This is a genomic window from Pseudomonas sp. Arb-4-2C (assembly GCF_055755015.1).
In genome coordinates this window covers 3,830,943-3,844,892 of the sequence record NZ_CM146899.1, presented here as the reverse complement: position 1 = coordinate 3,844,892, position 13,950 = coordinate 3,830,943, and the positions used below count along the sequence as shown (strand labels likewise).

General features: G+C 61.8%; 14 protein-coding genes. 6 read left to right on the top strand and 8 right to left on the bottom strand.

All coding sequences use genetic code 11. The features are described 5' to 3' along the window. The first annotated feature begins 202 nt into the window (after nucleotides 1–202). Nucleotides 203–1,027, top strand: a complete 825-nt coding sequence (locus tag AC0J41_RS17340) for an alpha/beta fold hydrolase (RefSeq protein WP_473013148.1) — start codon at nucleotides 203–205, stop codon at nucleotides 1,025–1,027. A 126-nt stretch (nucleotides 1,028–1,153) separates the two neighbouring features. Here AC0J41_RS17340 and dsbG read toward each other — a convergent pair whose 3' ends face one another. From dsbG to AC0J41_RS17320, 4 genes are all read right to left on the bottom strand, one after another. Further along, on the bottom strand, nucleotides 1,154–1,924 hold the full coding sequence (gene dsbG / locus AC0J41_RS17335; RefSeq protein ID WP_473013147.1) for a thiol:disulfide interchange protein DsbG: 771 nt from the start codon (nucleotides 1,922–1,924) through the stop codon (nucleotides 1,154–1,156). Next, nucleotides 1,900–2,769 (bottom strand): TlpA disulfide reductase family protein, encoded by an 870-nt coding sequence (locus AC0J41_RS17330; protein ID WP_025113196.1) that lies wholly within the window; start codon nucleotides 2,767–2,769, stop codon nucleotides 1,900–1,902. Before AC0J41_RS17330 ends, dsbG begins: the two co-directional genes overlap by 25 nt. Further along, nucleotides 2,769–4,502 (bottom strand): protein-disulfide reductase DsbD, encoded by a 1,734-nt coding sequence (gene dsbD, locus AC0J41_RS17325; RefSeq protein ID WP_473013146.1) that lies wholly within the window; start codon nucleotides 4,500–4,502, stop codon nucleotides 2,769–2,771. The genes AC0J41_RS17330 and dsbD overlap by 1 nt, the downstream gene beginning before the upstream one ends. A gap of 125 nt (nucleotides 4,503–4,627) precedes the next feature. Beyond that, a complete protein-coding gene (locus tag AC0J41_RS17320) occupies nucleotides 4,628–5,311 on the bottom strand; it encodes a hypothetical protein (protein WP_473013145.1) in 684 nt (227 codons plus the stop codon). A gap of 275 nt (nucleotides 5,312–5,586) precedes the next feature. Here AC0J41_RS17320 and AC0J41_RS17315 point away from each other — a divergent pair, with 275 nt between their 5' ends. From AC0J41_RS17315 to AC0J41_RS17295, 5 genes are all read left to right on the top strand, one after another. Continuing rightward, entirely contained in the window at nucleotides 5,587–6,267 is a 681-nt protein-coding gene (locus AC0J41_RS17315) for a response regulator (RefSeq protein WP_007969056.1), read from the top strand. After that, nucleotides 6,267–7,589 carry an ATP-binding protein gene (locus tag AC0J41_RS17310; RefSeq protein WP_029977855.1) on the top strand — a complete coding sequence of 441 codons (1,323 nt, stop codon included), beginning with the start codon at nucleotides 6,267–6,269 and terminating at the stop codon, nucleotides 7,587–7,589. The genes AC0J41_RS17315 and AC0J41_RS17310 overlap by 1 nt, the downstream gene beginning before the upstream one ends. A 216-nt stretch (nucleotides 7,590–7,805) precedes the next feature. Continuing rightward, on the top strand, nucleotides 7,806–8,291 hold the full coding sequence (locus tag AC0J41_RS17305; protein WP_473013144.1) for a GNAT family N-acetyltransferase: 486 nt from the start codon (nucleotides 7,806–7,808) through the stop codon (nucleotides 8,289–8,291). A 143-nt stretch (nucleotides 8,292–8,434) separates the two neighbouring features. After that, nucleotides 8,435–9,847, top strand: a complete 1,413-nt coding sequence (locus AC0J41_RS17300; protein WP_473013143.1) for a diaminobutyrate--2-oxoglutarate transaminase — start codon at nucleotides 8,435–8,437, stop codon at nucleotides 9,845–9,847. A gap of 83 nt (nucleotides 9,848–9,930) precedes the next feature. Beyond that, nucleotides 9,931–10,155 carry an MbtH family protein gene (locus tag AC0J41_RS17295; protein ID WP_025113201.1) on the top strand — a complete coding sequence of 75 codons (225 nt, stop codon included), beginning with the start codon at nucleotides 9,931–9,933 and terminating at the stop codon, nucleotides 10,153–10,155. A 185-nt stretch (nucleotides 10,156–10,340) separates the two neighbouring features. Here AC0J41_RS17295 and AC0J41_RS17290 read toward each other — a convergent pair whose 3' ends face one another. The 4 genes from AC0J41_RS17290 to AC0J41_RS17275 are packed head-to-tail and all read right to left on the bottom strand — an operon-like array spanning nucleotide 10,341 to nucleotide 13,920. Beyond that, nucleotides 10,341–11,246, bottom strand: coding sequence for a metal ABC transporter substrate-binding protein (locus AC0J41_RS17290; RefSeq protein ID WP_473013142.1), 906 nt, complete (start codon nucleotides 11,244–11,246; stop codon nucleotides 10,341–10,343). Continuing rightward, nucleotides 11,247–12,146 carry a metal ABC transporter permease gene (locus AC0J41_RS17285; RefSeq protein WP_025113203.1) on the bottom strand — a complete coding sequence of 300 codons (900 nt, stop codon included), beginning with the start codon at nucleotides 12,144–12,146 and terminating at the stop codon, nucleotides 11,247–11,249. Further along, nucleotides 12,146–12,994 (bottom strand): metal ABC transporter ATP-binding protein, encoded by an 849-nt coding sequence (locus AC0J41_RS17280; protein ID WP_473013141.1) that lies wholly within the window; start codon nucleotides 12,992–12,994, stop codon nucleotides 12,146–12,148. Before AC0J41_RS17280 ends, AC0J41_RS17285 begins: the two co-directional genes overlap by 1 nt. Then, nucleotides 12,991–13,920 carry a metal ABC transporter substrate-binding protein gene (locus AC0J41_RS17275; protein ID WP_473013140.1) on the bottom strand — a complete coding sequence of 310 codons (930 nt, stop codon included), beginning with the start codon at nucleotides 13,918–13,920 and terminating at the stop codon, nucleotides 12,991–12,993. Before AC0J41_RS17275 ends, AC0J41_RS17280 begins: the two co-directional genes overlap by 4 nt. Between the last annotated feature and the right edge of the window lie 30 nt (nucleotides 13,921–13,950).

Here is a 13,950-nt window from a genome sequence, read left to right as displayed (position 1 = left end):
GCCGCGGCCGCTTCGCGAGCAGGCTCGCTCCCGCATGGGTTTTGTGTCGATCACAGATCCCTTGTGGGAGCGGGCTTGCTCGCGAAGGCGTCAGTGAATTCAACACCTATAAACCGGCATATTCACGTACACATTCAGGGTTGACGATCCAGAACCGGCAGCTCAGTCTGCCGGTTCTCTTTTTTTGTCGCGGGGGTGGTCGATGCCTTTTTTCACGGTTGACGGACAAGCGCTGCACTACATTGATCAAGGCACCGGCCCGGCCGTCATGATGGCAGGCAGTTATCTGTGGGACAGCGCCATGTGGGCACCGCAGATCGCAGCGCTGGCGCCGCACTATCGGGTGATCGCACTGGACCTTTGGGGCCATGGTGAGTCGGGACGGTTACCTGAAGGCACGGCATCACTGGATGACATCGCCCGTCAGGCGCAGGCCTTGCTCGATCATCTGGATATCGATCAGGTCACTCTGGTCGGGCTGTCGGTCGGCGGCATGTGGGGCGTGCGCCTGGCGTTGTCGGCACCGCAGCGGCTCAACGGCCTGGTGCTGATGGACACTTACGTCGGCGTGGAGCCTGAGCCAACGCGTCAGTACTACTTCTCGCTGTTCAAGCAGATCGAAGAAAGCGGCGAAATTTCCGAGCAGTTGCTCGACATTGTCGTACCGATTTTCTTCCGCCCAGGCATCGATCCACAGTCGGCGCTGTATCAGGGCTTCCGCGCCAAACTGGCGGCTTACACCGCTGATCGCCTGCGCGAAAGCATTGTGCCGATGGGGCGTATCACGTTCAGTCGTGATGATCTGTTGCCGCGTCTGGGCGAATTGAATGCCGCGACCACGCTGGTGCTGTGCGGCGATCAGGACAAACCGCGACCGCCGTCGGAGGCGCAGGAAATGGCCGAGTTGATTGGTTGTCCGTGGGCGCTGGTGCCGGAGGCGGGGCATATTTCCAGTCTGGAGAACCCGGAGTTTGTGAACGAGGTGTTGTTTACCTTCCTCAGCGAGCGCAACCGGCGCACCGAGTAATCGTTCTTCGTCGGAACGTCGCCCCGCAAACAAGCTCGCTGCCACAATGGTTCTGCGTGTACAGAACCAAGTGTGGCAGCGAGCCTGCTCGCGAAAAGGCCGCTTCAGGCAATAAAGAATCTGACGTTACTTAGGCCCAAGAATCTTCGCCAACTTATCCGGCGACGGCGCGCCTTGCTGCTGTTGCAGCTCACCCTTGTCATCCATGTAGAAAATCGCCGGAGTCGCCTGCAACTCCAGGTCTTCCATCAACTGCATGTTGGCCGCCAGTTTGGTTTGCACCGCAGGTGGAATGTTCTTCAATGGCTTTAGCGAACTTTCCTTGCCCGCCTTCTCGTGTTCTTCCAGGGCCTTGGCCGGATCCTTCGCCGCCAGCAGTGCGGCGGATTTCGCCGGGCTGTCTTCGCGGATGATCCCGACCATGATGTGCCGCAACTGCACCTTGCCGGCCTTGACCCATGGACGGGCCTGCTCCCAGAACATGTTGCAGTACGGGCAATTCGGATCGCTGAACAGGTACACGGTGCGCGGTGCATCCTTGTTGCCGTCCTGAATCCAGTTGCTGGCTTCGAACTTGCCCCAGATTTCCTTGGCCATCGGCGCGTAGACCAGTTTCTGCAACGGCTCGCTGCTCAAGTCCTTGCCGTCGGCGTCGTACAGATTGCCCAGCAACACATGTTGGCCGTCCGGCGTCAGGTACAACGCCATGCCTCGGTTCTGATACTGCGCCGCATAACCGCGCAAACCGTCCGGGGCGTCGAACTGGCCGACGATTTTTGCGCCCTTGGCTTCGATCTGCTTGATCGCGGCGGGCAATTCTTCGGCGGCCTGTACCGACGGCAGGTGCAGCAGGGCAGTGCCCAGAGTCAGCGTCAGCAGGTGGCGGAGGCGGGGCATGGCAGTTTCCTTGCAGAGGTGGCCGGTGCGGCGGATGGGTTCGCAATGTCGAAATTTTCCAGGGCGCGGGCCAGGCTGGCGTTCGACAACTCGCCCAGATGGCTGGTCAACAGTCGTCCATCCGGGCTATAGAACAGCGTAGTCGGCAGCGCCATGGAACCCACGGCCTGACCGAGTCGGCCGCTGCGGTCGAACAGCACATTGTTCAGGCTCAGACCTTGGGTTTCGAGGAAGGTAGCAACGCTTTGCATGCTTTCGGCCTGATTGACGAACAGAAAGGTCAGGTCCGGGCGTTGTTGCTGGGCGCTTTCCAGCACTGGCATTTCGCGCCGACACGGTGGGCACCAGGTCGCCCACAGGTTGATCACCAGCGGACCGCCTTGATAATCGCTGAGCTGGATGGTCTCCCCGGCGGCGTTGCGCAGGGTGATCTCCGGCAGGCGGGTGCCTTGTTCGTAGATGTTCAACGACAGGGTCGCCAACAGCCAGAACAGCACACCGCTGGCCACGCCAAAACCCAGCGGCCGACGCAGGCCCGGGCGGCGCCAGCCGCGATACAACGCCGCAAGCAACAGTACGATCACACCCGGCCAGGCGAGAAAACCGCCATCGCGCAGGTCGATGATCTGCCACGGATCGTTGCGATAGTGGCCCCAATACAGCGCGACAAACGCCACGCGCGCGGCGAGCATGCCGAGCAGAAACAGACTGAACAGCGCCGACTCGGGGTTATCGCCGCCACGCTTGGCCACCCGCCAGCCGACAAAGGTCGCCAGTGCCAAGGCACTGATCAGCAGCAGGTGGTTAAGCGCGATGGCAAAGGTGCCGAGGGTGAACGTCAGCATTAATTGGCGTCTCGGGTGGTGGTCCAGCGTTGCAGGAACGTATCGGCATCGACCTCACCGGTGATGCGCTGGTTACGCCGTTCTTCGCCGTCGGCGCCGATCCAGACAAAACTCGGTGGCCCCGGGACTTTGTAGCGACCGAGCAGCTCGCGGCTGGCGGCATTGTCGGCGGTGACGTCCAGCCGCAGCAGACGCACGTCGCTGAGCGCCTGCATGACCTTGTCCTTGCCGAACACTTGTTTCTCCATGACTTTGCACGACACGCACCAGTCGGCGTAGTAATCGAGCAACACCCATTGGCCCTGGGCCCTGGCGGCATCCAGCTCACGTTGCAGCGCTGCCGGATCCTTGATCGTGGTGAACGCGTCGTGCCCGCTCGGCGTGGCGCTGGCAACACGGCCGGCGCTGTACACCTGCAGCGGCTGATACGGGTCGTCACTGCCGCCAGCGGCACCGATCATCAACAGGCTGCCCCAAAGACCGAGCAGCAACGAACTGGCGCCGAACACCTGGGCGACCCGTCCGAAACCATCCGATTGCTTCCAGGCGCAGAACGCGGCGATCAACAGCAGCGCGCCGCACAGGCCCAGCCATAGGGACGAGTCCAGCACCGGGCGCAACATCAGCAGCGCAGTCGCCAGAAACAGGAAACCGAAGATGCCCTTGAGCAGGTTCATCCACGCCCCGGGTTTTGGCAGGAAGCGGTTGCCGACGGTCACCAGCAGCAACAGCGGCACACCAATGCCGATGCCCAGCGCGAACAGAATCAGCCCACCGTGCAGCGCGTTGCCGCTCTGGGCGATGTACAACAGGGCGCCGGCCAGCGGCGCGGTCATGCACGGGCCGACCAGCAGACCGGACAAGGCCCCGAGCACCCCGGCGCCGATCAGGCTGCCGCCGTTGCGGCTGCGCGAGGCGTGTTCGAGGCGGTCACGCAATGCCACCGGCAATTGCAATTCGAAGAAGCCGAACATCGGCAGCGCGAGCACCACGAACACTGCGGCAAACGCACCGAGCAGCCATGGATTTTGCAGCCATGCCTGCAGGTTGGCGCCGAGCAGAGAAGCAACCACGCCCATCGCCGCATACACCAGCGCCATGCAGATCACATAGCTGCTGGCCAGCGCAAAACCACGACGAGGCGTGGCACCACTGCCGACGATCATCCCCGCCAGGATCGGCAACATCGGCAACGAGCACGGGGTAAATGCCAGCAACAGCCCAAGGCCGAAGAACACCAGCAGGCTCCAGCCCAACGCGCGTTGCTCAAGGCCGCTGGCCAAGGCTTGATCCGGTGCTTCAGCGCTGGTCGACGGCGCGGCTTTGCCACCCAGATCGATGACCCGGGTTTGCGGTGGGTAACACAGGCCAGCATCGGCGCAGCCCTGGTAACTGACTTTGATCTGACCGCTGGCCGAGGCCGGGACTTTCACCTCCAGGCCCTGGCGATACACCGGCTGTTCACCGAAAAATTCGTCGCTGTGGGACTCGCCCTCGGGCAGAACCGGCTGTTGCTCGGCTTTGAGACCGTCGAATTTCAGACGCTTCTGATACAGGTAGTAGCCGTCGGTGATCTGCCAGAACAGTTGGGTTTCCCCGGATTCCAGGCGTTCGGAGGTGAGCACGAACGCTTTGTCGACCGGCAGAAATTCCGGTTTGCTCTCGAATGGATTATTTCCCGCCTGGGCCAGGCCGGAGATCAGCAGTGCAAACAAAAGAAAAAAACGACGCATGGAGGAGCCTTGTCCCTGTGCAAGTCTGGTGCACAGTGGCGGGTGGCGATTAACCGATGATTAACCGCCCCGCACGATGCCGGATGGGCGACCCGACGCCGATTCACTGATGCCTGCGAGTGGCCTCAGTCCTTCAGCAGCCCGGGCCAGGTTGAGTCGGAGATTGTATACGGGCCAAATACTTTTTTCGCGCCCTGTTCATAACGCAGGTACTGGTTGTCGTTCAGGAAAACATAAAAGTAAGTGTCGAATGTCGGGTAGTCATTGGTGACGGCCGTCATCATGCGATCTTTATATTCTTCCAGCGGCGCCCACAGCGAGCCTTTGAGTGGCAGCACTTCCAGACTGTTTGAGTAGAGGTCGTAGATAAGGTAGTTGCCGTTATTCAACAGGAACCAATACGTTTCCTTGGCGGCCGAACTCTCGGCCCACATCACGCCTATGATTTGATAATAGTAAGGCAGTAACTTTGCCCACGTGGATTTTGCCACGGGAGTTTTAGACGCGGCTTTGTCCGACTTCTGGTTGAACTCACAGACGCTGGGGGTATTGCCCTCGTCGTAGAACACCCAGAGGGTGTCGATGCCACCGTTATAGCTGCTGATCGTCGTGGTGAAACCGAAACGTAGATCGGCAGCAGGCTTGTCCAGGCCTTCCCATGCACCGTTAACGGATTTGGGGTAGCCGGCGAGAACTTTATTGTCCTCGAAATCGAAGCGGGAATAGGTGTTCTTTTCTTTGAAAAAGAAATAAATGCGATCGGCGCCAGTGCGCCAGTCAACAGTAATGAAGTTCTTGCCAATGGCCATGTTTAAGACTCTTTTGAGGTATTGAATTTGTGTGGTTTGTTGTTTGTGTGTTGCCAGGCAAGATTAGTTTTTGGGTTCTTATTTGTACAGTAAAAGGGTGTTATTAGTTGTTTCGTTAGTTGGTAATATAGTTTGATTGGTTGTTAGCTATTAGTTGTCGTGGCTATTTAGGTTTCATTCAAACAGGGCATGGCCTGCCGCCTGCGTTGTGGCTCTGCCATAATGGCGGCTTAATCCTGCTCTGTTTGACTCACCTCTTTTCTCAGGGAATCGCCATGCACGTACTGGTTTGCGAAGACGATGAATTGATCGCCAGCGGTATCGTTGCCGGGCTCACAGCCCAAGGCCTCACCGTGGAGCATGTCAATACGGCTTCCAAGGCAAGGGCGATGCTCAAGGTCGCCGAATTCGACGTGATGGTGCTCGACCTCGGCCTGCCCGACGAAGATGGCCTCAAATTGCTGCAACAGTTGCGGCAACAGGGCCTGGAAATTCCGGTGCTGATTCTGACCGCGCGGGACTCGGTGACCGACCGCGTCGATGGTTTGCAGGCCGGGGCTGACGATTACCTGCTCAAACCATTCGATCTGCGTGAGTTGTTCGCCCGTTTGCAAACCTTGTTGCGCCGGGTCGCCGGGCGCAGTGTCAACCTGATCGAACATGGCGCGCTGACCTACGATCCAAGCAGCCGTGAAACCACCTTGGCCGGGCAACCGGTGGACTTGTCGCGACGCGAGCAATCGCTGTTGCAGGCGCTGTTGCACAATCGTGGCCGGGTGCTGTCCACCGAGCAATTGAAAGACAGCGTCTACGGCTTCAATGACGAACTGGAGAGCAACGCCCTGAACGTGCATATCCATCACCTGCGCAGCAAGCTCGGCAAGGGCATCGTCGAAACCGTTCGCGGTCTGGGTTATCGCCTCGGGCCGGCCGATGGTGGAGAGCAACAGAAGTGATGAGTCTGCGTCTGCGCCTGAGTCTGACCCTCGGCGCCGCGTTCGCCCTGATCTGGGCCCTGGCCGCGGCCTGGATGCTCAGCGACTTGCGCAATCAGATGATGTTTTCCCTCGACCAGCGGCTGGTGGCTTCGGCGCGCATGGTCGCCGGGTTGCTGGAGCAACTGCCGGCGTTGCCGAGCAAGGGCGAGGGCACCCATTTCAGTGCCGAACAATTGAACATTCCCGGCGGCATGGCCTGTCAGGTCAGTTCGTTGCGCGGGGAGATTCTTGCCCGCAGCCACAGCAGCCCAGAGCAAACCCTGGAAGCCGAGAAAATGGGCTTTCACGACCAGATGATCGATGGCGCGCCGTGGCGCAGTTTCACCCTTGCGCGAGGTGACGTGCGGATCACCACGGCCGATCGGCAGATTGAGCGCGAAGCGCTGAACATGTCGATTCTGTTGGCGGCCTCGGTGCCGGTCGGCGTGGCGCTGCTCGGTTGCCTGTGCCTGTTGTGGCTGGGCATCGGTCAGGGCCTGGCGCCGCTCAATCGCCTGCGCGAAGCCTTGATGCGGCGTAACGCCGACTCGCTCGAACCGTTGCAACTGCAGTCGTTTCCCAGCGAACTGAAACCGCTGCTCGACACCCAGAACCAGCTGTTCCAGCGCATCGGCAAGACCATCGAACGTGAACGCCGCCTGACCGGTGACGCCGCCCATGAGCTGCGCAGCCCGCTGACAGCGATCAAGACTCACCTGCAAGTGGCGCGCATGACCGAGGGCAGCGCCCGCGATCAGTCGCTGGCCCGGGCCGAGGAGGGCGCCGACCGCATGCACCGCACGCTGGAGCAATTGCTGTTGCTGGCGCGGGTCGAGGGCAGTCTGTCGTTCGACGATGGCGTGCAGTGCAGTGCCGAGCAGGTGGCGAAACTGGCGATGCAGGATGCGGCCGGCGGCGAGCGCCAGCGCATCAAACTGCAATTGCCGACGCCGCTGTCCAGCGCGCCGGTGCAGATGCCGGCGGTGCTGTCGATTGCCGCGCTGCGCAATCTGCTCGACAACGCCCTGCGCCATACCCCGGCGGACGCTGCCGTGGAACTGAGCCTGGAAACCGTCGGCCAGCGCGCACGCTTTGTGGTACGCGACCACGGCCCGGGGATTGCTGCGGATGATCTGCAGCATCTGACCCAGCGCTTCTGGCGCAACGGCCAGAGCACTGGCTGCGGACTCGGCCTGGCCATTGTGCAAGCCATCGTCCAGCGTTGCGCCTGCACCCTGCATTTCGACAGCCGCCCGGATGGCCTGCGCGTGGAGCTGACGATGCCGTTGCAACCTGTTTGATTCCACCGTAATTCCCTTGTGGGAGCGGGCTTGCTCGCGAAGGCGGTGTGTCAGTTAGTGATGCGTTGACTGACACACCGCCTTCGCGAACAGTCTCACTCCTGCAGGGGATCTGTGTTGCGGGCACATCAAATGTAACGTCTGCGCATTGGTCATTCGCCAGTCCCGGCGTTATGGTCGGGGCTGCTCTGACTCAATGGATTGAGGGACCGCAGCATGGAAGCAGCAATCTGTATCTGCCCGGCGAAACTTGCCGACGCCGGCATTATCAGCCGCATCATCGAGCGTTCGATCCGTCTCGGTTGTGCGCTCGAACACCGTAACGACCCTCAACTGCTCAACCGCTGGATTGCGCGGCACTGTGCTGATTTCATCAGCGCGCAGCTGGCCGACCCGCATTGCTACCTGAATATCGCGCTGTTGCAAGGCAAACCGGTGGGTGTCGGTATGGCCATGGTCAGCGGCGACATCGGCTTCTGTCATGTGCAACCGGAATGGTTTCGCCGTGGCGCGGGGCGGGCGCTGATGACGGACCTGGAAGGCTGGTTGCGGATCCGCGCAGTGCCTCAGGTGAATATCGTCAGTACACGCACCGGTGCGGCTTTTTATCGGTATCTGGGCTACCGCGAGTCGGTGCCAACCTTCATCGATCAGGGCTTGCAGCGCGTCGTGTTGCACAAACCGTTGCCATCGCCCGACTGACAACGCGATCAAGGGTCTAAATCCTCGCCCCGCTTAAGCGTTTCCAGAACAGGAAAACCTGCATGTGCGCCCCGCGACCGGAACGCGCACCTGTTCGGTGTGCTGTTTTGGTCACTATCCATAGCGTATTGAGGGGTCGAGAGATGTCAGTCGCCACCAGCCTTATCGAAGAGTCGTCGGCCCGGATCGCCTCCGCGCCGGCCGAAACCCTGTATCAGTTCAACGAGTCGCCACTGCTGGCCCGTCAGAGTCAGCAGGAATCCAACGCCCGCAGCTACCCGCGACGTATTCCGCTGGCACTCAAACGTGCCAAGGGGCTGTACGTCGAAGACGTTGAAGGCCGCACCTTCATCGACTGCCTGGCCGGTGCCGGCACGCTGGCGTTGGGACACAACCATCCGGTGGTGATCGAGGCGATCCAGCAAGTGCTCGCCGATGAGTTGCCGCTGCACACCCTCGACCTGACCACGCCGGTCAAGGATCAGTTTGTGCAGGATCTGTTCGGCCTGCTGCCGCCGGCACTGGCGGCCGAGGCGAAGATCCAGTTCTGCGGCCCGACCGGCACCGACGCGGTGGAAGCTGCGTTGAAACTGGTGCGCACCGCCACCGGGCGCAGCACTGTGCTGTCGTTCTCCGGCGGTTATCACGGCATGAGCCAGGGCGCGTTGAGCCTGATGGGCAGTCTGGGGCCGAAGAAGCCATTGGCTGCCTTGCTCAGCAACGGCGTGCAGTTCATGCCGTTCCCGTATGACTACCGCTGCCCGTTCGGCCTCGGCGGCGCGGCCGGGGTCAAAGCCAACCTGAGTTATCTGGAAAATCTGCTCAACGATCCCGAGGCCGGCGTGCAGTTGCCGGCGGCGGTGATTGTCGAAGCGGTGCAGGGCGAGGGCGGGGTGATTCCGGCCGATATCGAGTGGCTGCGCGGTTTGCGTCGGATTACCGAAAAGGCTGGTGTGGCGCTGATCGTCGACGAGATCCAGAGCGGTTTCGCCCGCACCGGCAAGATGTTTGCCTTTGAGCACGCCGGCATCACTCCGGACGTGGTGGTGTTGTCCAAAGCCATCGGCGGCAGCCTGCCATTGGCGGTGGTGGTCTATCGCGACTGGCTCGACACCTGGCAACCGGGCGCCCATGCCGGCACCTTCCGTGGCAATCAGATGGCGATGGCCGCAGGTTCTGCGGTGATGCGTTATCTGGTTGAGCACAAGGTCTGCGAACACGCCGCGGCCATGGGCGAGCGCCTGAGCGAACACCTGCGCATTCTGCAACGCGACTTCCCGCAACTGGGCGACATTCGTGGTCGCGGCTTGATGCTCGGCGTCGAACTGGTGGACCCGAACGGTACGCCGGACGCCCTCGGCCATCCGCCGGCCTTCGCCCGTCTGGCGCCGCTGGTGCAGCGCGAATGCCTCAAGCGCGGGCTGATTCTGGAGCTGGGCGGCCGCCATGGCGCGGTGGTGCGCTTCCTGCCCCCACTGGTGATCACTGCTGCCGAAATCGACCGCGTCGCCGAAATCTTCGGGCGTGCCTTGGCCGCTGCCACCGCAGCCGGGTAAATTTTTTACAGCGCCCAACGTTCTTTCTACATACCCGGCTGCACCCTGTGTGCAGCCCACCCCTACAACGATGGAGAACCAGCATGACGTCAGTATTCGACCGCGAGGACATCCTCTTTCAGGTCGTGGTCAACCACGAAGAGCAATACTCGATCTGGCCGGACTACAAGGCCGTGCCGCAAGGCTGGCGCACCGTGGGCAAGAGCGGCCTGAAAAAGGAATGCCTGGCCTACATCGAGGAAACCTGGACCGACATGCGTCCGCTGAGCCTGCGCCAGAAGATGGAAGGGCAGGCGGCTGCTCAGTAAGCTGACAGACAAAAGAAACCCGCTGGACTGGTGACAGTCAGCGGGTTTTTTCATGGCTGGCATTTGTGGTGTTTTGGCGGGCCTCTTCGCGAGCAGGCTCGCTCCCACAGGGGATTTGTGAGTGACACAGATCCCGTGTGGGAGCGAGCCTGCTCGCGAAGAACGATAACGCGGCGCAACTGAAACTACGCCCCGTTCAAACCCTTGAGCAGCAAATCCACATTCCCTTCCAGCTCCGCCACCGGATCTTCGGCATCGGTACTCAACACCAGCAACCGACTCCCCGACTCGGCAATCGCCGCTTTCACCGCCTCCGATGGCTGACGATGATGCAGCACCAGCGCCACGTCGTTGTCCTTGAGCGTCGCCGTGAGTTTCTGCAGATCCTCCGCAGTCCATTCGGCATCCGGTCGTGGATCCTGGCCGATCAGCTCCAGGTTCAGGCTGCCGATCAGGTAACCGAAGTGATCGCTGAGGCTCATCACACTGAGGTTGTCGGTCTTGGCCAGACGCGCTTCGCTGTCGGCGCTGAGCTTGAGCAAGCGCTGTTTCAACGCCGCCAGATTGGCCTCGATCTTCGGCTTGGCGGACGGTGCCAGGCGCACCAGGTCCGCCGCCATCACGTCGGCCATGCGCCCCATGTTGTTGCTCGCCAGCCATGGCTGACTGTTCAAGCCATCGACCTTGAGCCCCGGTTGCACGGCAATTCCGGGCAAGGCGCCATCGACCGGGCGCGCCGCGTTGACCTCGACGATGCGAATGTTGCTGCGCCGGGCGATCGGGTACAGCGGGTCATCGGCCCACAGCGAACGTACGCCGATCACCGCGTCGGCGTCGTTCGCCAGTTTGCCCAGTGCCGGCGCACCGCGACCGGTGAAGTAGGCGGTCTGACGGCTGCCCGGCAGATTCGCCGGGGCCGCGCGTTCCAGGCTGACATCGGTGCCCTTGAGCAGCACCTCGCCCAGCCCGTAGGTGATCGGCAACGAGGCCAGCACGCGCAACGGTTTGGCGTTTTCGGCAGCGATCAGGGGCGTGCAGACCACGCCGCACAGGGCCATGGCCAGGGTCAGTTTGCGCAATGAGAAAGCCATTTATCCAAGGTTCCCTTTCAGACTCGGAACAACCCCGCGCGCAATGGCGGCGAGGGCGAAGGCGATGCCGGCGACCAGAATGATCGCGGCGCCGGACGGAATTGGCAGATCGAAGACGATCGGCGCGAGAATCCCGCACAAGGTGCTGACGGTGGCAATCAGCACTGAGCACCAGAAGAAGCCCTTGAGCGACTGGCTGAGCAAGCGCGCCGCCGCTGCCGGAATCACCAGCAGCGCACCGACGAGGATTGCACCGATGACCTTCACTGCTGCAACGGTGATCAGCGTCACCAGAATCACGAACAGGTAATCCAGGGTCTTCACCGCCACGCCGCGCACCGCCGCCAGTTGCGGGTTGAAACTGGCGAGCATGATCCGGTTGTACAGCGGCAGCGCCAGGGCCATGACCAGCGAACCGACGATCGCCAGCACCAGCAGGTCGTTGCCGTTGACCGTCAGCACCGAACCGAACAGCACGTTCTCCAGAATGTGCACGTTGATCTTGCCGGCCAGAATCAGCAGCAGGCTCGCCCCCAGCGCCAGTGACACCGAGAGGAACACGCCGATCAGCGTGTCCGGCGCCAGGCCGGTACGGTTGCGCAGGTAGTTGAGCAGGATGCCGAACAGCAGGCAGTAACCGAACAGGCTGCCGTACGGCCCGGTGTAGGGTTCGCCGAGCAGAATGCCGATGGCCACGCCGGTCAGCGCCGCATGGCCGACCGCTTCGGAGAAAAACGCGAAGCGCTTGACCACCACCAGCGTGCCGAGGCCGCCGAGCACCGGGCCGATCAGCAGGCCGGCGAGCAGCGCATTGACCACAAAACCGTAGGCGAGCGCTTCCGGCAGGTAACCGGAGGTGGCCCAGCCTTGAACCATCAAACGAAAGGCTTCGTAACTCATCAGACAGCGCTCCGAGGATGGGTCGAGAACAGCGTCAGCAGCCGTTCCGGGGTCAGCGCCTGTTGCGGCGTGGCGTCGAACAGTACGCGCCGGTTGAGGCCGGTGACCCGATTAGCCAGGCGCTTGACCGCTTCCAGATCGTGCTCGATCCACAGCACGGTGATGCCAGCGGCGCGCCAGTCGCCGAGCAAGCGCTCGAACACTTGAATTCCGGCTTCGTCGAGCGCCGACATCGGTTCATCCAGCACCAGCAGTTGTGGCGGCGGGATCAACCCTTGGGCGAGCAGGACGCGCTGCCGCTCACCGCCGGACAGCGCGCCCATGCGTCGCTTGCGTTTGTCTTGCATGCCGACCCGTTCCAGTGCCTCGCCGATGGCCTTGGCGTAGTGCTTGCTCAGGCCAAGAAACGCCGGACGGCGCTGGCACATGGCGGCCATGAAATCGTCAACGGTCATTGGCAGGCCGCGATCGAACTCCAGCGCCTGCGGCACATAACCGATGGTGCCGGGTTCGCCCGGCCAGCGCAGGCTCAACTGACCTTGATGGGGCATCTGCCCGAGCAAGGTCTTGATCAGCGAGCTTTTGCCGCCGCCGTTGGGGCCGACCAATGCGTGTACGTGGCCGGGCTGCACCTGGAAGGTGACGTTGTCGAGAATTGTGGTACGCCCCAGGGTCAGGCTGACCTGCGCAAACTCCAGCGTCGGCCCGCTGACCCTTTGTAGGCCTTCGCCTGCTCGCGATGGCGGTGTGTCATTCAACGATGTGGTTGACTGGCCGGGCGCTTTCGCGAGCAGGCTCGCTCCCACAGGGGATTGGGGGGTATCAGAGAGGGTTTCTTTTACCGTCATGCCCCGGACTCCTGAATCGCTCGCACCACGGTGTTGAGGTTGCCGGTCATTTCCTTTTCATACTTGTCAGCGGTGTATTCGCCGTAGGAAATGTGCGACAGCGGGTACAGCTTCACGCCGGATTCGCGCTGAATGGTTTCAACGTAGGTGGACGGGAAGTCCATTTCCGAGAAGATCACCTTCACGTCGAGTTCGCGCAGTTGGTCGATGGTCTTTTTCAACTGGCTCGGGCTGGGTTCGATACCGTGGGCCGGCTCGACCACGGCAGTGACTTCCAGGCCGAACTCGCGCAGCAGATAGTCGTACGCCGCGTGCACTGTCGCCACCCGCAACTCGGCGTTGGGGGCCTGAGTGAGTTTCGCCAGCGCATCGGCGCGCATCTGCCGCAGGCGTTTGCCGTAGGCGCGGGCGTTCTGGGTGTAGATCCTGGCGTTGTCCGGGTCGAGTTTGCCCAGCTCGCGGGCGATGTTATTGACCTGGGCAATCGAGGCGCTGATCGACAGGAAGGTGTGCGGGTTGACCACTTTGCCGGCACCACGCGCGGCGGTACCGGTGGCGGCCAGCAGCGGCACGTTCTCGTTGGCTTCGATGGTCTTGATGTTCGGCGTTTCGCTGGCCGCGATCATGCGGTCGGCGAAGTCGTCATGGCCGACACCGTTGAGGACGATCACGTCCAGCCCGCTGATGCGTTTGATGTCCTCGGCCCGTGGCTCATAGGCGTGCGGATTGAAACCGGCAGGAATCAGCGGCACCACGTCGGCCTTGTCGCCGACGATGTTGGCCACATAGCTGTAATACGGGTGCAGCGTGATGCCGATGCGCAGGCGCTTGCCCGGATCGGCGCTGGCAAGCGGGCTCAGCAGGCAGGCGCAAAGGCCTGCCAGCAGCAGGCGCAGGAAGGGACGGCGAGGCGATGAAATAGACATGGGCAAGCGGTCTTCTCTGGGGTGAAGGCG